Origin of the sequence: Pseudomonas fluorescens (assembly GCF_018614655.1) — a bacterium.
In the GTDB taxonomy this organism is placed as follows: Bacteria; Pseudomonadota; Gammaproteobacteria; order Pseudomonadales; family Pseudomonadaceae; genus Aquipseudomonas; species Aquipseudomonas fluorescens_BX.
The window spans coordinates 181779-202063 of record NZ_JAGGOG010000001.1 but is presented as its reverse complement, the minus strand read 5'-3'; the positions used below and the strand labels follow the sequence as shown (position 1 = coordinate 202063).

General features: G+C 60.3%; 19 protein-coding genes. 7 read left to right on the top strand and 12 right to left on the bottom strand.

Translation table 11 applies throughout. From position 1 onward, the window contains the following. Window positions 1-219: 219 nt before the first annotated feature. Window positions 220-1275 carry a permease gene (locus tag J7E41_RS00875; protein ID WP_214989533.1) on the bottom strand — a complete coding sequence of 352 codons (1056 nt, stop codon included), beginning with the start codon at window positions 1273-1275 and terminating at the stop codon, window positions 220-222. 84 nt (window positions 1276-1359) lie between these two features. Then, a complete protein-coding gene (locus J7E41_RS00870; RefSeq protein ID WP_214989532.1) occupies window positions 1360-2061 on the bottom strand; it encodes a histidine phosphatase family protein in 702 nt (233 codons plus the stop codon). 242 nt (window positions 2062-2303) lie between these two features. Here J7E41_RS00870 and J7E41_RS00865 point away from each other — a divergent pair, with 242 nt between their 5' ends. From J7E41_RS00865 to hemB, 3 genes are all read left to right on the top strand, one after another. Then, a complete protein-coding gene (locus tag J7E41_RS00865) occupies window positions 2304-3002 on the top strand; it encodes a glutathione S-transferase N-terminal domain-containing protein (RefSeq protein WP_214989530.1) in 699 nt (232 codons plus the stop codon). Between the two features lie 24 nt (window positions 3003-3026). Beyond that, complete coding sequence (locus J7E41_RS00860) at window positions 3027-3869, top strand: PhzF family phenazine biosynthesis protein (RefSeq protein WP_214989529.1); 843 nt, start codon at window positions 3027-3029, stop codon at window positions 3867-3869. A 124-nt stretch (window positions 3870-3993) separates the two neighbouring features. Further along, window positions 3994-4968, top strand: coding sequence for a porphobilinogen synthase (gene hemB / locus J7E41_RS00855; RefSeq protein ID WP_214989528.1), 975 nt, complete (start codon window positions 3994-3996; stop codon window positions 4966-4968). A gap of 67 nt (window positions 4969-5035) precedes the next feature. Here the strand turns inward: hemB and J7E41_RS00850 are convergent, their stop codons facing one another. Then, complete coding sequence (locus J7E41_RS00850) at window positions 5036-5650, bottom strand: LysE family translocator (RefSeq protein ID WP_214989527.1); 615 nt, start codon at window positions 5648-5650, stop codon at window positions 5036-5038. A gap of 136 nt (window positions 5651-5786) precedes the next feature. On the opposite strand from J7E41_RS00850, the gene J7E41_RS00845 reads away from it, so the two are divergent. Together J7E41_RS00845 and J7E41_RS00840 are read left to right on the top strand one after the other, a co-directional pair. Continuing rightward, window positions 5787-6872: a DUF1615 domain-containing protein gene (locus J7E41_RS00845; RefSeq protein WP_214989526.1), complete on the top strand. Its 1086-nt coding sequence runs from the start codon at window positions 5787-5789 to the stop codon at window positions 6870-6872. A 162-nt stretch (window positions 6873-7034) separates the two neighbouring features. Beyond that, the gene (locus J7E41_RS00840; RefSeq protein ID WP_214989525.1) at window positions 7035-7445 is read left to right on the top strand and encodes a PaaI family thioesterase; all 411 of its coding nucleotides are present in this window, start codon (window positions 7035-7037) and stop codon (window positions 7443-7445) included. A gap of 189 nt (window positions 7446-7634) precedes the next feature. Here the strand turns inward: J7E41_RS00840 and J7E41_RS00835 are convergent, their stop codons facing one another. From J7E41_RS00835 to J7E41_RS00825, 3 genes are read right to left on the bottom strand one after another with little or no spacing between them, the layout of a single operon-like run. Then, window positions 7635-8816: an acetyl-CoA C-acetyltransferase gene (locus J7E41_RS00835; protein WP_214989524.1), complete on the bottom strand. Its 1182-nt coding sequence runs from the start codon at window positions 8814-8816 to the stop codon at window positions 7635-7637. An 11-nt stretch (window positions 8817-8827) separates the two neighbouring features. Further along, window positions 8828-9493: a CoA transferase subunit B gene (locus J7E41_RS00830; RefSeq protein WP_169353960.1), complete on the bottom strand. Its 666-nt coding sequence runs from the start codon at window positions 9491-9493 to the stop codon at window positions 8828-8830. Window positions 9494-9527: 34 nt separating this feature from the next. Further along, entirely contained in the window at window positions 9528-10226 is a 699-nt protein-coding gene (locus J7E41_RS00825; protein ID WP_155584608.1) for a CoA transferase subunit A, read from the bottom strand. 133 nt (window positions 10227-10359) lie between these two features. On the opposite strand from J7E41_RS00825, the gene J7E41_RS00820 reads away from it, so the two are divergent. Next, a complete protein-coding gene (locus J7E41_RS00820; protein ID WP_214989523.1) occupies window positions 10360-11265 on the top strand; it encodes a LysR family transcriptional regulator in 906 nt (301 codons plus the stop codon). A gap of 73 nt (window positions 11266-11338) precedes the next feature. Here the strand turns inward: J7E41_RS00820 and J7E41_RS00815 are convergent, their stop codons facing one another. From J7E41_RS00815 to J7E41_RS00790, 6 genes are all read right to left on the bottom strand, one after another. Further along, the gene (locus tag J7E41_RS00815) at window positions 11339-11668 is read right to left on the bottom strand and encodes a hypothetical protein (protein ID WP_155584606.1); all 330 of its coding nucleotides are present in this window, start codon (window positions 11666-11668) and stop codon (window positions 11339-11341) included. Window positions 11669-12131: 463 nt separating this feature from the next. Next, window positions 12132-12977 carry an NAD-dependent protein deacetylase gene (locus J7E41_RS00810; protein ID WP_214989522.1) on the bottom strand — a complete coding sequence of 282 codons (846 nt, stop codon included), beginning with the start codon at window positions 12975-12977 and terminating at the stop codon, window positions 12132-12134. A 7-nt stretch (window positions 12978-12984) separates the two neighbouring features. Next, the gene (locus J7E41_RS00805) at window positions 12985-13425 is read right to left on the bottom strand and encodes a CBS domain-containing protein (RefSeq protein ID WP_214989521.1); all 441 of its coding nucleotides are present in this window, start codon (window positions 13423-13425) and stop codon (window positions 12985-12987) included. A gap of 134 nt (window positions 13426-13559) precedes the next feature. Further along, window positions 13560-15509 (bottom strand): DNA topoisomerase III, encoded by a 1950-nt coding sequence (locus J7E41_RS00800; protein WP_214989519.1) that lies wholly within the window; start codon window positions 15507-15509, stop codon window positions 13560-13562. Between the two features lie 310 nt (window positions 15510-15819). Further along, window positions 15820-17442, bottom strand: a complete 1623-nt coding sequence (locus J7E41_RS00795) for an MFS transporter (RefSeq protein ID WP_214989518.1) — start codon at window positions 17440-17442, stop codon at window positions 15820-15822. Between the two features lie 64 nt (window positions 17443-17506). Further along, window positions 17507-19153, bottom strand: coding sequence for a GMC family oxidoreductase (locus tag J7E41_RS00790; RefSeq protein ID WP_214989517.1), 1647 nt, complete (start codon window positions 19151-19153; stop codon window positions 17507-17509). 129 nt (window positions 19154-19282) lie between these two features. On the opposite strand from J7E41_RS00790, the gene J7E41_RS00785 reads away from it, so the two are divergent. After that, complete coding sequence (locus J7E41_RS00785) at window positions 19283-20179, top strand: LysR family transcriptional regulator (protein ID WP_214989516.1); 897 nt, start codon at window positions 19283-19285, stop codon at window positions 20177-20179. Window positions 20180-20285 lie beyond the last annotated feature (106 nt).

The window sequence follows — 20285 nt, the reverse complement described above, 5'->3', positions numbered from 1 at the left end:
TCAAATGTGTAAACGATGTCCCCGGTTTCAGATGTAAAGGATGTCTACGGTTCTACACCCCGTTGGGCTGCGAAGCAGCCCTAAAAACAGACACTCAGTTTTATCTGAAGAAGTGTAGTGGTCTTATTGGGGCTGCTTCGCAGCCCAACGGGGGCAAGCCCCCTCGCCACAGGTTACTCGCTGCCTGTTCGATCGCCTGACTGACATAAGTTCGGGTGACTACAGAATGGCCATTCCAATCAGGCCACACACCACCCCCATCAGCATGGTCAACCCGGCCACCGTCACCAGCACCCGAGCGTCGAAGTCCTTACGCAGCATCAACAGCGACGGCAGGCTCACGCTCGGTAGAGTCATCAGCAACGCGACGGCCGGGCCAGTGCCCATGCCCAGCGTCATCATGGTTTGCACGATGGGGATTTCCGCCGCGGTCGGGATCACAAACAGCGTGCCGACGATTGCCAGGGGCACCAGCCACATCAGGCTGTTGGCCATCGCGCCATCGACATGGGGAAACAGCCAGACCCGCGCCGCGCCCAGGATCAGCACCGCCAGGATATAGACCGGAATCGTGCTCCAGAACAGCTGCCACAAGGTGCGCAGCCAGCGGCCCAGGAACGGTTGGGTTTCGACGGTGCTCGCTTCGGCGACGGCGTCCAGCGCCGCTTCCGGCACCAGTTCAGGACGCGCGATACGTTGGGCCACCAACGAAACACCCACCACCAGGACGATACCTGCTACCAGGCGCAATGCGGTAAACCCCCAGCCAAGCACAAAACCCATGAACACCAGGGTCGCCGGGTTCAGCACCGGGTTGGCGATCCAGAATGCCAGCGCGGCGCCAACCGAGACCTTCTGGCGACGCATACCGGCGGCCACCGGAGCGGCACAGCAACTGCACATCATCCCCGGCAAGGCGAACAGCCCGCCCCGCAAGGTCGAACCCAGCCCGGCGCGGCCGAACAGGCGTAGCAACCAGTCCCGGGGAATCAGCACTTGCAGCAATGAACCGAGGATCACTGCCAGCACGGCGGCTTTCCAGATGGCCAGGAAATACACCTGGGCGTAGGCCAGTGCGGCAGCCAGCGGTGCGCTTTGCTCGTCGTTGAGGATCGAGGCACCGATGCTGTGGTTATCGGCCGCAACAAAGGCCTTGAAGTAGTAGGGCGACCACTTCACGTAATAGAGGCCGACACAGGCCACCAAGAGAAACAGCGCCGGTTTCCACCAGAGGGACCAACCCCGGGCGGGGTGGGTGGAGGAGAGGTTGGACATGTTGATGATCCGCAGATGAGTCAATAGCGGCGCATCATACGCCGCTATTGCCCTTCATGCGGGTTCTCTGAGGTGTAGGAACGGTCAGGTATCGGCACTCACCTGAGTCGCCGCCGGGCACGTCTGCTCGCCGTTATCCAGCCCTTGCTTGTAATTGCGGCTGAGCAGTGTCGCTTTGCCGTTGTGCCAGGTCAGAGTCAACACATACAGCGTATCGAAATCACTGCCGGACCAGTCTTCGGTGATGGTGTGTTTTTCACCAACCGCTTCGCTCGCCACCTTGTTGATCAGCTCCGGCAGGTAGCCATGGGACCAGGCGGTGTAGATGATCGAGTTGTGGTACTTGTCTTCCACCAGTTCGTCGGCCAGGGCGCTGGTGTCATTGGCTGAGTACTCGATGTTCACCGGCAAGCCAAGTTTGATGGCGCTGGGGCTGATGGTCATCAGCGGACGAATGTAGCTGTAGGAGTTGTCGAGCTCGCCTTCCTCGACATTACGGGTCGGGTTGGCGGCAAATACATAATTGGCCTTGCCAAATTTTTCCGGCAGTACGGTGGCCAGGTTCATGGCGCGGTTCAGACCCTGGCAATTGAGCTGGCCCAGGCCGCCCGCGGGTTTTTCCCCGTGGCGCAGGAATACCAGGGTCTGTACGCCGTCCACTTGCTGAGCACGGCTTTCGCGGGCTTCCAGGGTCACGACCAGCGCGCCAACCACCAGCAGTAGCGGCAACATGACATATGAATAGCGTTTAAGGCGTTTGGCAAGGCACAGAGGCTTAAGAATCATTATGTTTTTAGTCTTCAGTGCTTAGGATTAATGCGGACAAGCCTGGTTTCAGGCGTCGAGTGGCTCTCCATATCGTTGTCGTGGTGCAGGTCCTTTTACCGGTTCGGGCGCACTTAAGAGTGCGTTTAGGGAGTTTGGTTCGCATCGACGGGATATTAACGAGGCGATGTTGCGAATTGAAGACCGATGCAGGCGGCCCGCCAGATGACTATGATGGACCCTTCTTGCCTTGGAGCTTTGCGATGAACTCACTCTCCACGTTCCCGATCACCGGCAAATGGCCGGCGCAGCATCCCGAGCGTCTGCAACTGTACTCCTTGCCGACGCCCAACGGGGTCAAAGTGTCGATCATGCTGGAAGAGTTGGGCCTGCCGTATGAGCCACACAAGGTCAGTTTCGAGACCCAGGACCAGCTCAGCGCCGAGTTCCTGTCGCTGAATCCCAACAACAAGATTCCGGCGATCATCGACCCTAATGGCCCCGGCGGACAGGCACTGGCGTTGTTCGAGTCCGGTGCGATCCTGATTTACCTGGCCGAGAAAAGCGGCCATCTCTTGCCCGAGGATCCGGCGGCGCGTTACGAGACGATTCAGTGGCTGATGTTTCAGATGGCCGGTATCGGGCCGATGTTCGGCCAGGTCGGCTTCTTCAACAAGTTCGCCGGCAAAGCCTACGAAGATAAACGTCCCCGTGACCGTTACGCCGCTGAAGCCCGGCGCTTGCTGGACGTGCTGGAAAAACGCCTGTTGGGCCGCACCTGGATCATGGGTGATGAATACACCATCGCCGATATTGCGACCTTTCCCTGGATCCGTAACCTGATTGGTTTCTATGAGTCGGGCGACCTGGTGGGTATTTCCGATTTCCCCAATGTGCTGCGGGCGCTGGATGGCTTTGTCGCACGGCCGGCGGTGATCCGTGGGTTGAACATTCCCGCCTGACAATAACCGACTGACAGGGGTCCCATGCTTTCCTTCGACTTCAAACAGCTGGATGTCTTCAGCAGTGTCGCCCTCAAGGGCAATCCCCTGGCCGTGGTGCTGGGGGCCGACAGCCTGAGCGACCAGCAGATGGCTGATTTCGCCCAGTGGACCAACCTCAGCGAAACCACCTTCCTGCTCAAACCCCGTGATCCAAGGGCCGACTACCGGGTAAGAATCTTCACCACCCTGCAGGAACTGCCGTTTGCCGGCCATCCCACCCTGGGCAGTTGCCACGCCTGGCTGCAAGCCGGTGGCGAACCCAGGGGAGAGGAGATCATCCAGGAATGTGAAATCGGCCTGGTGCGCATACGGCGCCAGGGTGATGAACTGGCCTTTATTGCGCCGCCGTTGTTGCGCTCAGGCCCGGTGGAGACCGAGTTGGTAGAGCGGGTCCGGCGGGCATTGGCGCTGGAGCCGGGGGCGATTATTCGCAGCCAGTGGGTCGACAACGGCGCGGGCTGGCTGGCGGTGATGTTGGCGGATCGTGAGGCGGTTCTGGAACTGCGCCCGGACTACTCGCAGTTGTACGGGCTGGCGGTCGGGGTGATCGCTGCGTGGAACCCTGAACGGGATGGTCTGGAGGCGCAGTTTGAAGTCCGCGCGTTTATTGCCGGCGATGGGGCCCCGGAAGATCCCGCTACCGGCAGCCTCAACGCTGGCGTGGCCCAGTGGTTGCTGGGCGAAGGCTTGGCGCCAAGTCGTTATGTGGTCAGCCAGGGCGCGGCCATGGGGCGCGCCGGGCGAATTCGGGTGGAGCAGCAGGGCGAGCATATCTGGATCGGCGGTGCGGTGGCGGTGCGCATAGAAGGGCGTCTACACCTGTAGGTCAATGCAATTGTTACCGGTGTCGCAATAAACTGTTCTGCATCAGGTGTTTGTACCGTCAGGTGCCGCGGGCATAAGCTTGCGCCCCAAAGATTTTCGCCTTGGTCCATTTTCAGGAGTCCCCATGTCCAGCCAGTTCCCCGAAGCCCGTCCTCGCCGCCTGCGCCGCTCCCCGGAGCTGCGTGGCCTGTTCCAGGAAACCGAGTTCACCCTGAACGACCTGGTGCTGCCGATTTTCGTCGAGGAAGAAATCGACGACTTCGTGCCGATCACCAGCATGCCTGGGGTGCTGCGTATTCCCGAGTCGAAACTGGCCGGTGAAATCGAGCGCTATGCCCGTGCCGGGATCAAGTCGGTGATGACCTTCGGCGTGTCACATCATCTGGACGCCAGCGGCAGTGACACCTGGAACGAACGCGGGCTGGTGTCGCGCATGTCGGCGATCTGCAAGGATGCGGTGCCGGAAATGATCGTCATGTCCGATACCTGTTTCTGTGAATACACCGACCACGGCCACTGCGGCGTGATGCATGGCGCTGAAGTCGACAACGATCGCACTTTGGTCAACCTCGGCAAGCAAGCGGTGGCGGCTGCCCGCGCCGGTGCCGATGTGATTGCACCCTCGGCCGCCATGGACGGACAAGTCCAGGCCATCCGCCGGGCGCTGGATGAGGCTGGTTTCAGCCATATCCCGATCATGGCCTATTCCACCAAGTTCGCCTCGGCCCTCTATGGTCCGTTCCGCGAAGCCGGCGGCAGCGCGCTCAAGGGCGATCGCAAGAGCTACCAGATGAACCCGATGAACCGTCGCGAAGCCGTGCGTGAATCGCTGCTGGATGAGCAGGAAGGCGCGGATGCGCTGATGGTCAAACCGGCCGGTGCCTACCTGGACATTATCCGCGACATCCGCGAAGCCTCGCGTTTGCCGGTGGCGGCGTATCAGGTCAGTGGCGAGTACGCGATGATCAAGTTCGGTGCCCAGGCCGGTGCCATTGATGAAGGGCGGATCGTGCGGGAAACGTTGGGTTCGATCAAGCGGGCCGGCGCGGACCTGATCTTTACCTACTTCGCGATGGACTTGGCTCTGGCCGGGATCTGATAAGTCGGACGACGACCTTGTGGCGAGGGGGCTCGCCACAGAAACCCGATCACTACAGGTTCCGTGCCTAGCGTTGCGCAAACGCCAGATTCAGCCCCAACCCCGCAAATGTCGCGGCAAAGCTGCGGCGCAGCCAGTTCTGTACCCGTGGTGATTCGATCACCGCGCGGCGGAACACATTGGCCAACAGGCCGTAGATTACAAACACCGCCAATGTCATCGCCATGAACACACTGCTCAGCAACAGCATTTGCACGGCCGGCGCGGTGCTGCCTGGGGTAACGAACTGTGGCAGGAATGCGAGGAAGAAAATTGTCAGTTTAGGGTTGAGGATATTCAGCAGACAGCCCCTGACCATCAGGCTGCGGGCGCTGGAAACCGTCGGCGTGTCATTCATGGCAAAGGCCGAGCGATCCCGCCAGGTGGCGTAGGCCAGGTACAGCAAGTAGGCGGCACCGGCAAACTTCAGCGCTTCGAAGGCCAGCGCACTGGTGTGCAACAGTGCGGACAGCCCGAGCACCGATGCCAGCAAGTGCGGGACGATTCCGGCAGTACAGCCCAGCGCGGCAAAGGCACTGGCTCGCTTACCAGCGGCAAGCCCCGTGGAAATAGTGAAGATAACGCCGGTGCCGGGGATCAGCACGACGATCAGGCAGGTGATGAGAAAATTCATGCTGAGCATGGCATTCAAACTCCTTGTTGGAACGGCAGGAGTCCGATCCTGTCACAGTTGCGCTGTGGCTGGCGAGTGCAGCAGGTCGGCAAACCCGCGTTAGACTTGTCCACCATGATTGCCCATCGTTGTCCAAGGAAGCCCCATGCCCTCATCCCGCCTGATTCTCTGCCTGACCACGCTGCTGGTGCTGGCCGGTTGTTCCAGCCAACGCACCCAGCAGCAACCGGAGCGTAGCGAAGCCGAGGTCAAGGCGCAGATTGTGCGGTTGTTGCCGGCTAAAGTCCCGGACCGGGCGGGTTGGGCCCAGGACGTCTACACCGCGTTCAACACCCAGAAGATTTACCCCAGCACTGAAAATATCTGCGCGGTGCTGGCGGTGACCGAGCAGGAATCCACCTATCAGGTCGACCCGCCAGTGCCGAACATGGGCAAGATTGCCCAGGATGAAATCCTCCGGCGTGCGGGCAAGGTGCACATCCCAGCCGTGTTGGTGCGTACCGCGCTGCAACTGCGCTCACCCACAGGCAAGTCCTACGCCGATCGCTTGAATGCTGCCCGTACGGAAAAGGACCTGAGCGGGATCTTTGACGACTTCATCAGCGTCGTGCCGTTGGGGAATACCTTGTTTGGTGGCTTCAACCCGGTGCACACCGCAGGCCCCATGCAGGTCAGCATTGCCTTCGCTGAAAAGCAGTCCCGGGATTATCCCTACACGGTGGATGGCACGATTCGCCGGGAAGTCTTCACCCGTCGTGGCGGCCTGTACTTCGGCATTGCTCACTTGTTGGGGTACCCGGTGAGCTACGACCAGCCGCTGTACCGCTTCGCCGACTTCAACGCCGGCTGGTACGCCAGCCGCAATGCTGCGTTCCAGGCTGCCGTGAACCGCGCCTCGGGGAAGTCACTGGCGTTGGATGGGGATCTGATCCGCTACGGCTCGATCCTGCCCGGCACGACCGAGCTGGCAGTGCGTTCGTTGGGCAAGGCGCTGGATATGCGCAACCCCAGCATCCGCAGCCAGTTGGAGCAGGGTGATCGCCTGGACTTTGAAGAGACCACCCTCTATCAACGAGTCTTTGCCCTGGCCGAGAAGGCCGAAGGCAAACCATTACCTCGGGCTATCTTGCCGGGCATCGTGCTGAAAAGCCCGAAGATCACCCGCAACCTGACCACGGCCTGGTTTGCCAAGCGGGTGGATGAGCGCTATCTGCGGTGCATGAAGCGTTAGGTGCGACGCTTGACGAAGGGGCATTCGAGAGAGGTCAGGGCGATTAAAGTGGCTCCTGCGGATTAACGCAAAGTATCGCCCGGGATTTGCGGGGCTGATCTTGATAGTCGTGATAGGGACGTCGGGTTACACCTCAAGCCAGACTCCCACGAGGAACTCGTCATGATCGCTATTCCTGAAGGTTTTATCCCGCTATCTCGAAGCAGCCCGCTGCTGGACCTGCTTGGTCCGGTGTATTGCCGTGGCGAAGGCCTGCAACTGGAAATCGGCCTGCGTGCCGACCAGCGTCATGCCAACGGGCGTGGCACCGTCCATGGTGGTGTGTTGGCAACCCTGGCGGATGTCGGTATGGGCTACGCCATGGCGTTTTCCAGTGAGCCGGCGCTGCCGTTGATTACTGCGAGCATGACCCTGGACTATATGGGCACCGTGCAGGTGGGAGAGTGGATCGAGGTGCGGCTGGAAAATCACAAGCGTGGGCGGCAGATGGCGTTTGCCACGGTCAGCTTGCAGGTGGGGGAGAAGGTGGTGGTACGGGCGAGTGCGGTGTTTGCGGTGCCGCGTGCTGACTGACAATGAAGATCATCGGTGGGAGCGGGCTTGCTCGCGAAAGCGGTGTGTCAGTCAACGAATACATCAACTGATAGACTGCATTCGCGAGCAAGCCCGCTCCCACATTTTGATCGTATTTCTTCAGGGCAACCGAGCAAAGAAAAGGCCCGGTTTTTGTGGAACAGGCCTGTTCTCTGTTGCTCGCTAAACTCAGCTGCGTTCGAGCGCCAGAGCCACACCCTGACCGCCACCGATGCACAGGGTTGCCAGACCTTTCTTGGCATCACGTTTGATCATTTCGTGGAGCAGGGTCACCAGCACTCGGCAGCCTGACGCACCGATCGGGTGACCGATGGCAATCGCGCCGCCGTTGACGTTGACCTTGGCCGCATCCCACTCCAACTCCTTGCCCACCGCCAGCGACTGCGCGGCAAAGGCTTCGTTGGCTTCGATCAGGTCCAGGTCACCCAGTTTCCAGCCGGCCTTGTCCAGGCAACGGCGGGTGGCCGAGACGGGGCCAATGCCCATGATCGCCGGGTCAACGCCGGCATTGGCGTAGCTCGCGATGCGAGCCAGTACCGGCAGGCCGAGGGACTTGGCCTTGTCAGCACTCATCAACAGCACCGCCGCGGCGCCGTCGTTGAGGCTGGAGGCGTTGCCCGCGGTGACGCTGCCGTCTTTCTTGAATGCCGGCTTGAGCTTGGCCAGGGATTCGGCCGTCGTGCCGGCACGGGGTTGTTCGTCCACCGAGAAGGCAATCGAGTCGCCCTTGCGTTGGGGAATCAGGATTGGCGTGATCTCATCGGCAAAACGCCCGGCCTCGATGGCGGCCGTGGCTTTTTGCTGGGACGCAGCGGCGAACGCATCCTGGGCTTCACGGCTGATACCGTACTTGTCCACCAGGTTCTCGGCGGTGATACCCATGTGGTAGTCGTTGAACGCATCCCACAGGCCGTCGGTGATCATGCTGTCGAGCATCTTGGCGTGGCCCATGCGCAGCCCGGTGCGGGCGGCTGGCAGGACGTAGGGGGCCAGGCTCATGTTTTCCATGCCGCCGGCGATGATCACGTCGGCGTCACCGCAACGGATCGCCTGTGCGCCCAGGTGCAGGGCCTTGAGGCCTGAGCCGCAGACCTTGTTCAGGGTCATGGCCGGCACGGCGTGCGGCAGGCCGGCGAGGATGGATGCCTGGCGCGCCGGGTTCTGGCCCGAGCCTGCGGTGAGTACTTGACCGAGGATCACTTCGTCCACTTGGGCGGGGTCAAGGCCGGTCTGCTCCAGCAGGCGGCGGATCACCGCAGCGCCCAGCTCCGGTGCCGGGATACTGGCCAGGGAGCCCTGAAAGCTGCCCACGGCGGTGCGGGTGGCAGCAACAATGACGACGTCTTGCATGGAATCTTTCCTCACTGGGCAGCGAACTGCATTTCTGGAACATGGTCCGGGACGATCAGTTTACCGGCGGTCTTGCTGACAATCTCTTCAACGCTGACGCCAGGTGCGCGTTCCTTGAGGACAAAAGCGCCATTTTCGATTTCCAGGTAAGCCAGGTCCGTCAGCACGCGCTTGATGCAGTTGGCACCGGTCAGTGGCAGGCTGCAACGGCTCAGCAGCTTCGACTCGCCGTCCTTGGAAGCGTGGGTCATGATCACGATGATGTTGTCCGCACCGGCTACCAGATCCATGGCGCCGCCCATGCCTTTGACCAGCTTGCCGGGGATCATCCACGAGGCAATGTTGCCCTGGACGTCGACTTCAAAAGCACCCAGCACCGTCAGGTCGACATGCCCGCCGCGAATCATCGCGAAGGACTCTGCGGAGGAAAAGATCGAGGCCCCAACACGGGCGGTCACGGTCTGTTTGCCGGCGTTGATCATGTCGGCATCGATGGTTTCTTCGGTCGGAAAGGGGCCCATGCCCAGCAAGCCATTTTCCGACTGCAGCATCACTTCCATGCCGTCGGGGATGTAGTTGGCCACCAGGGTCGGAATGCCGATGCCGAGGTTGACGTAGAAACCGTCCTGCATTTCGCGGGCGACGCGTTGAGCCATTTGTTCGCGGGTAAGCGCCATGTTGTGTCTCCTTATTATTCGGGCTGGGACGGGATTATTTGCGGACGGTGCGCTGTTCGATGCGCTTCTCGAAGGTGCCGCAGATGATCCGGTCGACGTAGATGCCAGGAGTATGGATCTGCGACGGATCCAGCTCGCCGGGTTCAACGATTTCTTCGACTTCGACCACGGTGATCTTGCCGGCGGTGGCGGCCAACGGGTTGAAGTTCTGTGCGGTATGACGGTAGATCACGTTGCCGAAGTGGTCGGCTTTCCAGCCTTTGACGATGGCAAAGTCGCCGGTGATGGATTCTTCCATCAGGTATGGGCGACCGTTGAATTCGCGGGTTTCCTTGCCTTCGGCCACAGGGGTGCCGACACCGGTGGCAGTAAAGAAGGCCGGGATACCGGCGCCGCCAGCGCGCATTTTTTCCGCCAGGGTACCTTGGGGCGTCAGGACCACTTCGATTTCGCCGCTGAGCAATTGCTTCTCGAACAGGGCGTTTTCACCGACGTAGGAGGCGATCACTTTGCTGATCTGCTTGCCTTCCAGCAGCACGCCGAGGCCAAAACCGTCGACGCCGCAGTTGTTGGAGACCACGGTCAAGTCACGGGTGCCTTTGCGCTTGATCTCATTGATGAGGTTTTCCGGGATCCCGCACAGGCCAAAACCGCCAGCGAGGACCGTCATGCCATCTTCCAGGCCTGCCAGCGCTTCTTCGTAGGACGCCACGCGTTTATCGAAACCTGCCATATGCACCTCTTTTATTGTTTGTGGGCCAGCCATATGCCCCGAGTGTTGCGCTGACGGATTGATTTGTTAAGTTGTTTTTTAAGGTTGATTGATTTAAAAAACAGCACAATCGTCGGTTGTCTGGAGCAGCGTCATGACAGTTAAACAGATGCGGGCCTTTCTTGCCGTGGCCCAGAGCCTGAGTTTTGCCGCCGCGTGTGAGCGCTTGCACCTTTCCCAGTCGGCCTTGAGCTTGACCATCAAAGGCCTGGAAGAGGGGTTGGGCGGGCGCTTGTTCAGCCGTAATACCCGCAACGTCGCGCTGACGCCCGAAGGTGAGTCGCTGTTGCCCCTGGCCCGGCGCCTGATTGCCGACTGGGACAACGCCGAGGACGAACTGCGCCAGCGCTTCACCTTGCAACGCGGGCGGGTAACCGTGGCGGCGATGCCCTCGTTCGCCGGCAACCTGCTGCCACCGGTGCTGAAGATCTTTCGTGCGCGCTATCCCCAGGTCAACGTCACGGTCAACGACGTGATCAACGAGCAAGTGCTGGAGATGGTTCGCGATCGTCAGGTGGAGTTAGGCGTGGCGTTCGAGCCATCCACGGGTTCGTCCCTGGCGTTTACTCCACTGTATCTGGATCGTTTTATTGCGGTCGTGCCGGGTGATTCGCCCTTGGCCCGGATGGCCGAGATCGACTGGAAAACCTTGCTGGAGCAACCCTTCATTACCTTGCAACGACCCTCCACGGTGCGGGTGATGTTGGAGGAGCACCTTGGGGCGCTGAACCTGAAACTGCCGGTGGCGTTGGAGAGCCATCAGTTGGCAACGGTAGGCAAAATGGTAGCCAGTGGCCTGGGTGTCAGTGCGGTACCAGCGCTCTGTGCGCGGCAGATGGAGGAGGCGGGTGCCCATTGCATCATCCTTCGCGACCCGGTGATCGAACGGCCGATTGGTGTCTTGACCAAACCCGGTCATGAACTGTCGGCGGCGGCTCAGGCATTATTTGATATTTTTCGGGATGAAGCGGGGAAGGGACGTTTTCCGGCTTTGTTATAACTTTCAGTCTGTCGTGCATATTAAAAAGCCTGCTCGTTTAATCGAGCAGGCTCAAGTTGTGAGTGCGTATTTATCAGCAGTATCTATCGATCACTTTAACCTGCGAATGGCCCTTGAGGTTCTGCCATTCGGTATTAAGTGTGTGGAACACCTGCTCGATAAAGTTGCGATCGGCGGCAGCCTTTTTGCCGACATAACCCTGGCCACGACGGTACATCTTCAGGCGTGCGGCCAGTTCACGGTTATTCTTGTCGAACTCTTCTTCCACGGTATGGGGCGCCAGGCAGTCAATATGGACCTGGCCCGATTTACCAATCCAGAGGATATGGTCGTCGAGCTTGTCTTTCTGCGCTGCGAACATCTCAGCCAATTCTTCGATAGTTGGTTGGTTGTTCAGATTCATGTGTAAGCCCCTTGACCAGTTGGCGATCTTCAGTTGATTCGTTAATGCACGTTAGTTATCTCCGGTTCCGAAAACCGGGCGTCAGTGACGGTCTGCCAAGTACGGGCAGGGTCTTGAACCTGATGCATGTAGTCTTGCTGATGAACTGCTACGCAATGGTTTCATAACGAAGACAAGCAGCGTTTGAGCTCCTTGTACCGATCCTTCCGGGCCGGTCAGCTTCATCAATCTGCCTTGTGGGCAGTGCACATCCGGAAAAAACAGCTCGGCGGTCAGACGAGCTTGTTCAAAACGCTTGTTACCAACGCTCCCGATCCGGGAGACGCTTGAATCATGCAATTACAAAAAGGTTACGTCAACGATTATGTAGTGATTATTTTTGCGCACTACATAAATCGTTGTGGGGACGGGAGAATGCGTGGAAACGTGACTTGTACGTCATTTTCTGGCCCTGTAGCCGCTGCTACAGGCGTGCGGCCAGCAACGGTAGCAAACGCTCACAGGAGGCTTCGATCTTCACCTGCAGGAGCTCATCACCCCGGGTTTTACCCAGGTTGATGGCAATGACAGGTTTGTCCTGGTCAACCATCGCCTTGCACAGGCGAAACGCCGAATAGGCCATCAGCGACGACCCCACCACCAACAACCCTTCAGCGTGCTCCACGGCGGCCATTGCCTTGGCTGCGATGGCTGGGGCGACGTTCTCACCAAAAAACACCACATCCGGTTTCAACCGCTGGCCATTGCAATGGGGGCAGTGGGGCACTTGGAAACGCTCTTCAAAGGTTGGATCCAGCAACGTGTCGCCATCGGGGGCCTGGATGGCGTCGATACCGGCCAGGTAGGGGTTCTCGCTTTCCATCAGGTGCTGGATCAGGTCGCGCTGGCTGTGTAAGTGGCAGTCGAGGCAGAGTACCCGGTGCAAGCTGCCATGCAATTCGATCACGTCACGGCTGCCGGCCTGGTCGTGCAGGGTGTCGACGTTCTGCGTGATCAGCCCGGTGATGAGCTGACGTTCCTGCAAGGTCGCCAGCGCGATATGGGCCTTGTTCGGCTGCGCCAGGCGCACCCTGGGCCAACCGAGCATCGCCCGTGCCCAGTAGCGCCGTCGTGCTTGCGGTGTGGCCAGAAAATCCTGGTACATCATCGGCGCCTTGCCCCGGCGCACGCCTTCGTTGTCGCGATAATCGGGAATCCCGGACGATGTGCTGATACCCGCACCGGTCAGGACCAGAAACCGCCGTTCGGCCATGGCCCGGTGCAGGATGTCGAGGTGAGTGTCGGTTTGATGGTCCGGGGTATCGAGCATGGAGCCCTCATTCGCCGCGAATGTACTGTTCCAACTGTTTGATCAGATCAGCCTGTTCGGCGATGGCTTCCTTGACCAGGTCACCGATCGACAGCAGGCCTAGGAGCTCTCCGTTCTCTACGACAGGCAGATGCCGTAGATGGCGGTCGGTCATGATATTCATGCAGGCCTCGACACTCTGGTGGGTGTCAACGGTAATCACCGGTGAGTTCATGATCTCGCAGGCCTTGGTCTTCACGGAGGACAAGCCATGGAGGATTACCTTACGGGCGTAGTCACGCTCACTGATTATCCCGACTACCTTCCCATCCTTCATGACCGGCAAGGCGCCGACGTTTTTTGACGCCATCACGATCAGAGCCTCAAACACCGTATGGTCATGGGGGACGGTGTGGACTTGCTGGTTTTGCTGGTCTTTGGACTTGAGCAGTTGCGCAACGGTTTTCATGGAGGCCACTCCGGTGTTGTTATCGTTGGGAGGTTAGCAGTTCCTACAGAATCCTAGACCGCCCGCGATGGGACAAGGTCCAAAGCGCCACATAACCAGCCGAAAAACGTCATTGTCGGGATTTTTTGGTGGTTTCAGCCTTTGCTTGCCGGTTTTGTTGCCCTTTTTGGGGCTGAGCTCGTCTTGCGTTTAGCCGGTTTGCGTTTGTTCTTCCACGGCGTAGCGCCACGTCCCGCCGGGCTGGCCGGACCGCTGATGGTCAAGCGCATGCCGGTACAACGCGTCACCTGCTTGCTCATCCATGCGGCCTGTTTGGCAACGAATTCCTCCAGGCTCATCTCACCGCTCTGGACCATGTCCAGGGCTTGTTCCCAGATGGCCGTAGTACCGGGGTCGGCAATCGCCCGTGGCACCGCATCGATAAGGCTGAACGCAGCCGGTGTTGCCGACAGAGCCTTGCCGTTTTTTACCAGGTAACCCCGATCCAGCAGCCCCTGGATAATCCCGGCGCGGGTGGCTTCGGTGCCAATCCCGGTGGTGTCCTTGAGCTTCTGCTTGAGCAGCGGGTCTTCCACCAGCTTGGCAACGTTTTTCATCGCCTTGATCAAGTCGCCTTCGGTGAACGGCTTGGGGGGTTGAGTCCACAGGTCCTTGAGGTTGACCTTGGCCACCGCGTAATCATTACCTTGTACCAGCGTCGGCAAGGACTGTGGCGCTGGCGCCTCGCGCCCTTTGGTCGGTGCCAGCGCTTCAGGCAATGCGCGCTTCCAGCCCGGTTCGACGATGACTTTACCCACTGCCCGCAAGGCTTCGCCCGCGCAATCGAAGTCAGCCTGGGTACGGTCGTATTCGTGGTTGGGCAGGAACTGCGCCAGATAGCGGGCGCGAATCAGGGTGTAGACCGCCCGGTGTTTACCCGTCAGTTGCCCGAGGTCCTTTCCGGCCCCAGTGGGGATGATGCCGTGGTGGGCGCTGACCTTGGCATCGTTCCAGGCCCGGGAGCGGCGTTGCGGTTCGATATGCGGCATCAACGCCTGGACCGCCTGATCGGCCCGACCCAGCGCAGCAAGAATGCCTGGCGCGTCGCTGTGCTGGCTCAGGGGCAGGTAGCCGCAATCACTGCGCGGATAGGTGATGACCTTGTGGGTTTCGTAGAGTGATTGGGCAACATCCAGGGTTTCCTGGGCGCCCAGACCGAGCTTTTTCGAGCAGATTTCCTGCAGCGTGCCGAGGTCGAAGGGCAGGGGCGCTACTTCGCGCATGCGCTCGGTGCGCAGCTTGATCAACCGCGCAGTGGCAGCTTTGCTCATGGCGTTGGCTGCGTCTCGGGCCAGTTGCGGATTGAGGCAACGACCCTGGTCGTCACAGGCGTCTTCGGTGGCGCGCCATTGGGCGGTGAAGGTGATGTGGTCGTGGAGCAGGTCGACATCGATGGCCCAGTAGGCCACGGGTACGAAGTCGGCGATGCTGCGGTCGCGGTCGACCACCAGGCGCAGGGTCGGGGTTTGTACCCGGCCGACCGGCAATACGCCCTGATAGCCGGATTGGCGCCCCAGCAGGGTAAACAGGCGACTCATGTTCATGCCGATCAGCCAGTCGGCCCGGGATCGTCCGAGGGCCGAGTGATACAGGCTGAAGGTTTCAGCACCGGGCTTGAGGGCTGCGAGGGCCTTGCGGATCGAGGCATCGTCCAGCGCCGAGAGCCACAGGCGCTGGATCGACCCGCGATAACGGCAATGCTCCACCAGTTCCCGGGCGATCATTTCGCCCTCACGGTCGGCGTCGGTGGCGATCACCAGTTCCTGGGCTTCCCCGAGCAGGCGCTTGACTGCCTTGTATTGGCTGGCGGTTTTGGGTTTGACCAGCATCTTCCATTTTTCCGGGACGATGGGCAGGTCGGCCAGTACCCAGCGTTTGTATTTGGCGTCGTAGGCGTCGGGCGGGGCGGTTTCCAGCAGATGGCCGATGCACCAGGTCACCGTGACGCCCGGCCCCAGCCAGCAACCGTCGCCACGACGGCTCGCGCCGAGCACGGCAGCGATATCCTTGGCCTGGGACGGTTTTTCACAGAGGAACAGCCGCATGGTCACCACATTCGAATCGGATTGATGGTGTGCAGGATGCTCAGTACGGCGGATTTCAGCAACTATTATCTGTATGGATGTACAGCAATTTGTGTGTTCACCCCAAACCTAATGTGGGAGCGGGCTTGCTCGCGAATGCCTTTGTAGCCGCTGCCGAAGAATGAGGCTGCGATGGGACCGGGGTCGCGCTCGACCGTAGCGGCCCCAGGGCGGTCCTGCGGACACGCATCGCAGCCTCATTCTTCGGCAGCGGCTACAACGGTCTCCGCGAGCACATTGGATCTCCAGCGCAATGAGACTTGGGCATTCTTCAGTTGTTATCGATGTCCACGTTCCTGGTTTCTTTCAGGCAAATCAGCCCGACAATCAAACTCACCCCGGTAATCACCACCGGGTACCACAAGCCGTAGAAGATATCGCCGGTGTACACCACCAAGGCAAACGATACGGTCGGCAGGAAGCCACCGAACCAGCCGTTGCCGATGTGGTAGGGCAGGGACATCGAGGTGTAGCGGATGCGGGTGGGGAACAGCTCCACCATCAGCGCCGCCAGCGGCCCGTAGCACATCGCGGCGATGAGGATCAGCGCGACGATCAGCACCACCACCATGGTTTTGTTGACCTGTGCCACGTCGGCCGATTGCGGGTAACCCGCCAGTGTCACTGCGCCTTTCAGGGCGGCTTCGTCATAGCCGTCGATACGCACGTCACCCACGCTCACTTGCACCGCGCTGCCCGCTGGGGCCGCAGCACTGTGGTAGGGCAGGCCCTGTTTCACCAGGAAGGTCTTGACCTTGTCGCAGGGGCTGTCGAAACGCGCCTTGCCCACCGGGTCGAACTGGAAGGTACAGGTAGCCGGGTCCGCCAATACGGTGATGGGTGCCTGGGTGCTGGCCTGGTCCATCGCCGGGTTGGTGTAGTGGGCCAGGCCCTTGAAGATCGGGAAGTACAGCGCGGTGGCCAGCAGCAGGCCGACCATCAGCACCGGCTTGCGCCCCAGCTTGTCCGACAGCCAGCCGAAGAAGATAAAGAACGGCGCACCGATCACCACGCTGATGATCAGCAGCATGTTGGCCAGGGCCGGGTCCATCTTCAGGAACTGGGTGAGGAAGAACAGCACATAGAACTGCGCGGCGTAGAACGTCACGGCTTGCCCGGCATTGATGCTGAACAGCGCGATCAGTACCACCTTGAGGTTTTCCCATTTGCCGAAGGACTCGCGGATGGGCGCCTTGCTGGTCTTGCCTTCTTCTTTCATTTTCAGGAAGGCCGGCGACTCATGCAGGCTCATGCGGATCCAGGTGGAAATCCCCAGAAGTACGATCGACAGCAGGAACGGCAGGCGCCAGCCCCAGACTTCAAATTGGTCGCCGGTGAAGTAACGGCAGGCCAGTACGACCAGCAACGACAGCAGCAGGCCGAGGGTAGCGGTGGACTGAATCCAACTGGTGTGGAAGCCACGCTTGCCAGCCGGGGCGTGCTCCGCCACGTAAGTGGCTGCGCCGCCATACTCGCCGCCCAGCGCCAGACCCTGGAGCATGCGCAGGGCCACCAGAATGATCGGCGCGGCGATGCCGATACTCGAATAGGTGGGTAGCAGGCCGACGCAAAAGGTCGCCAGACCCATCAGGATGATGGTGGCGAGGAAGGTGTATTTGCGCCCGATCATGTCCCCCAGTCGACCGAACACCAGCGCGCCAAACGGGCGCACCACAAAGCCGGCCGCAAAGGCCATCAGCGCAAAGATGAACGCCGTGGTGTCGTTGACCCCGGCAAAGAACTGCTTACTGATCACCGCCGCCAAGGCGCCATACAAGAAAAAGTCATACCACTCGAACACCGTCCCCAGGGAGGAGGCGAAGATGACCTTTTGCGTGTCGTTACTGGATCGCACGCCGATAACGGGGTCCAGGGGTTGAGCATGTTCTGACATTGGGTAGTCCTCACAGTGATTATTTATTGTTGTTCCACTGTCGACGCCGGATCGGCGCCGCTGTTCAGATTGCGGTGACGAGTTCTTTCTCCGGTGCGAGGCTCCTTGTGTTCGGCGAAAGGATTAGCTGCGCGGCTTTTTCCGCGATCATCAGCGTCGGTGAGCAGGTGTTGCCGGAGGTGATGCGCGGCATGATCGACGCGTCGGCGATGCGCAGGCCGGGGACGCCATGAACCCGCAATTGCGCGTCGACCACGGCGTCCTTGTCGCTACCCATGCGGCAGGTGCCCACCGGGTGAAAGATGGTGGTGCCGATACGTGCAGCGGCTTCTTGCAGTTGTTCTTCGGTTTGCAGAGCATCGCCGGGCAGGTATTCCACAGGTTTGAACTGTTTCAAGGCGGGAGCGGCAACGATACGCCGGGTCAGGCGAATGGCATCGGCGGCGACCCGCAAGTCTTCCGGATGGCTCAAGTAGTTGGGCCGGATCAGCGGCGCATCAGCCGGATTGGCCGAGCGAATATCGATGCGTCCACGGCTTTGCGGACGCAGGTCACAGACCGACGCGGTAAAGGCCGGGAAGGCGTGCAAGGGTTCGCCGAAGCGCTCCAGGGACAGCGGCTGCACGTGGTACTCGAGGTTGGCCGAGGTCTGCTCCGGCCCCGAGCGTGCAAACGCGCCAAGCTGGCTGGGCGCCATGGACAGTGGGCCGCTGCGGTCGTAGAGGTATCGCAGCCCCATGCCCATCTTGCCCCACAGCGTGCCTGCGATCTGGTTCAGGGTGCGAGCATTTTCCAGCTTGTAGATCAGTCGCAATTGCAGGTGATCCTGCAGGTTGCCGCCGACACCGGGCAGCTCATGCAATACCTCAATCCCCAGCGGCTTGAGCACACTGGCCGGGCCAATGCCGGAGCGTTGCAGGATGCCGGGCGAGCCGACGGCGCCGGCGCACAGGATGATTTCCTTGCGCGCCCGCCAGGTGTTCTGCTGGCCTTGCTGACGCCCGGTGACGGCGGTGGCGCGGCCGTTTTCCAGCAGCACACGGTCCACTTCAACCTCGGTCAGAACCGTGAGGTTGGGCCGCTGGCGAATCGGTTTGAGAAACGCCTTGGCTGCGTTCCAGCGCACTCCGGATTTCTGATTGACCTGGAAGTAACCGCAGCCTTCGTTATCGCCCTGGTTGAAGTCGCTGATGCTGGCGATGCCGCTTTGTTCGGCCGCATCGCGAAAGGCATCGAGGATCGGCCAGTGCAGGCGCTGCTGTTCGACGCGCCATTCACCGCCGTCACCGTGAAACGGCGAGTCGCCGGCAAAATGGTTTTCACTGTGTTTGAACAGTGGCAGCACGTCGTCCCAGGCCCAGCCGGGGTTGCCTTCAGCCGCCCAGCCGTCGTAGTCGCGGGCCTGGCCGCGCATATAAATCATGCCGTTGATCGATGAGCAGCCGCCCAGCACCTTGCCTCGTGGGTAGCTCAGGGCACGGCCTTGCAGGCCTTCCTGGGCTTCGGTCTTGAAGCACCAGTCAGTGCGCGGGTTGCCGATGCAGAAGAGGTAGCCGACGGGGATATGAATCCAGGGATAGTTATCGCGCCCGCCCGCTTCAAGCAGCAGCACGCGATGGGCAGGGTTGGCAGAGAGCCGATTGGCCAGCAGGCAGCCTGCGGGGCCGGCGCCTACCACCACATAATCATATTCAGCAGCTGCAATGGGCATCTGAGGTCTCGCTTGTTTTTCTTATTGGTTCCATCCTAGTTGTTAGTTTTCGTCTTAAAAATGTTAGTTTTTACCCACCTGCTGTGCGTTTTTAGACAGCGCTGCTCTTATTGAGTGAGGGGAGGCGAGATGTTCGACTGGAATGATCTGCGGTTCTTTCTTGAGTTACAGCGTAGCGGACGCCTGCTCACCGCCGCGCAACGTTTGAAAACCACCCACGCCACGGTGGCACGGCACATCGAGGCCATCGAAAAAAGCCTTGGCACCGCGCTGTTTGTACAGCACGCCCAAGGCTATGAACTGACGCCCTCCGGCGAAGCGCTGCTCAAGCATGCCGAGGCCATGGAAAACGTCGCGCTGCTGGCCGAGGAGGAGTTGACGCATTCCGCCGCACCCCTGGGCAAGATTCGCCTCGGCGTGGCCGAAGGGCTGGGCGTGATGTTTCTGGCTGGGCGCATGGGCGGCCTGTTCGAGCGCTATCCAGGGTTGGAAGTGGAACTGGTGGCAGTACCGCGCTTTGTCAGCATCCTCAACCGCGAAGCGGAAATCAGCATCCACCTGGAACGGCCCAGCGTCGACCAATTGGTGACCCGCAAACTCACCGACTACCGCCTGGCTCTCTACGCCAGCCGTAGTTACCTGGACCGCACGCCCCCCATCGAAAAACGCGAAGACCTGGCGGTACATGCCTGGATCGATTACGTCGATGACCTGCTGTTCAGCCAGGAACTGAAATTTCTCAGCAGCTTTTGCCGCAACCCCAAAGTGGTGTTTCACAGCACCAGTGTCATCGCCCAGCACCAAGCGGCCCGCTCGGGGTTGGGGATTGCCGTGTTGCCGTGCTTCATGGCGGCAGGGGATCCGGACCTGGTGCCGCTGTTGCCGGGAGAAAGTATCCAGCGCAGTTATTGGATCAGTTCAAGGCGCGAGCTGCACAAGTCGGTGCGGTTGCGGGTGTTGTGGGATTACGTGGTGGAGTTGTGCGCGCGGGAGCAGGGGTTGTTGTTGGGTGAGACGATGGTGTAGTCGAGCGTTTCGGGGTTGCCCATGTATAAGTCCCACAACTGGGCATTGCTCCGGTAGTTGAGCCGCTCAGAAAGGCCCGAGTTAGAAGGTTCTGTTGTGCGGGGCC

Coding starts and splice junctions, on each gene's coding strand:
- J7E41_RS00835 (WP_214989524.1), bottom strand. CDS start 8,816: ATGCAAGACGTCGTCATTGTTGCTGCCACCCGCACCGCCGTGGGCAGC.
- J7E41_RS00820 (WP_214989523.1), top strand. CDS start 10,360: ATGACAGTTAAACAGATGCGGGCCTTTCTTGCCGTGGCCCAGAGCCTG.
- J7E41_RS00875 (WP_214989533.1), bottom strand. CDS start 1,275: ATGTCCAACCTCTCCTCCACCCACCCCGCCCGGGGTTGGTCCCTCTGG.
- J7E41_RS00845 (WP_214989526.1), top strand. CDS start 5,787: ATGCCCTCATCCCGCCTGATTCTCTGCCTGACCACGCTGCTGGTGCTG.
- J7E41_RS00785 (WP_214989516.1), top strand. CDS start 19,283: ATGTTCGACTGGAATGATCTGCGGTTCTTTCTTGAGTTACAGCGTAGC.
- J7E41_RS00830 (WP_169353960.1), bottom strand. CDS start 9,493: ATGGCGCTTACCCGCGAACAAATGGCTCAACGCGTCGCCCGCGAAATG.
- J7E41_RS00860 (WP_214989529.1), top strand. CDS start 3,027: ATGCTTTCCTTCGACTTCAAACAGCTGGATGTCTTCAGCAGTGTCGCC.
- J7E41_RS00800 (WP_214989519.1), bottom strand. CDS start 15,509: ATGCGGCTGTTCCTCTGTGAAAAACCGTCCCAGGCCAAGGATATCGCT.
- J7E41_RS00805 (WP_214989521.1), bottom strand. CDS start 13,425: ATGAAAACCGTTGCGCAACTGCTCAAGTCCAAAGACCAGCAAAACCAG.
- J7E41_RS00795 (WP_214989518.1), bottom strand. CDS start 17,442: ATGTCAGAACATGCTCAACCCCTGGACCCCGTTATCGGCGTGCGATCC.
- J7E41_RS00865 (WP_214989530.1), top strand. CDS start 2,304: ATGAACTCACTCTCCACGTTCCCGATCACCGGCAAATGGCCGGCGCAG.
- J7E41_RS00840 (WP_214989525.1), top strand. CDS start 7,035: ATGATCGCTATTCCTGAAGGTTTTATCCCGCTATCTCGAAGCAGCCCG.
- J7E41_RS00870 (WP_214989532.1), bottom strand. CDS start 2,061: ATGATTCTTAAGCCTCTGTGCCTTGCCAAACGCCTTAAACGCTATTCA.
- J7E41_RS00850 (WP_214989527.1), bottom strand. CDS start 5,650: ATGCTCAGCATGAATTTTCTCATCACCTGCCTGATCGTCGTGCTGATC.
- J7E41_RS00815 (WP_155584606.1), bottom strand. CDS start 11,668: ATGAATCTGAACAACCAACCAACTATCGAAGAATTGGCTGAGATGTTC.
- J7E41_RS00790 (WP_214989517.1), bottom strand. CDS start 19,153: ATGCCCATTGCAGCTGCTGAATATGATTATGTGGTGGTAGGCGCCGGC.
- J7E41_RS00825 (WP_155584608.1), bottom strand. CDS start 10,226: ATGGCAGGTTTCGATAAACGCGTGGCGTCCTACGAAGAAGCGCTGGCA.
- hemB (WP_214989528.1), top strand. CDS start 3,994: ATGTCCAGCCAGTTCCCCGAAGCCCGTCCTCGCCGCCTGCGCCGCTCC.
- J7E41_RS00810 (WP_214989522.1), bottom strand. CDS start 12,977: ATGCTCGATACCCCGGACCATCAAACCGACACTCACCTCGACATCCTG.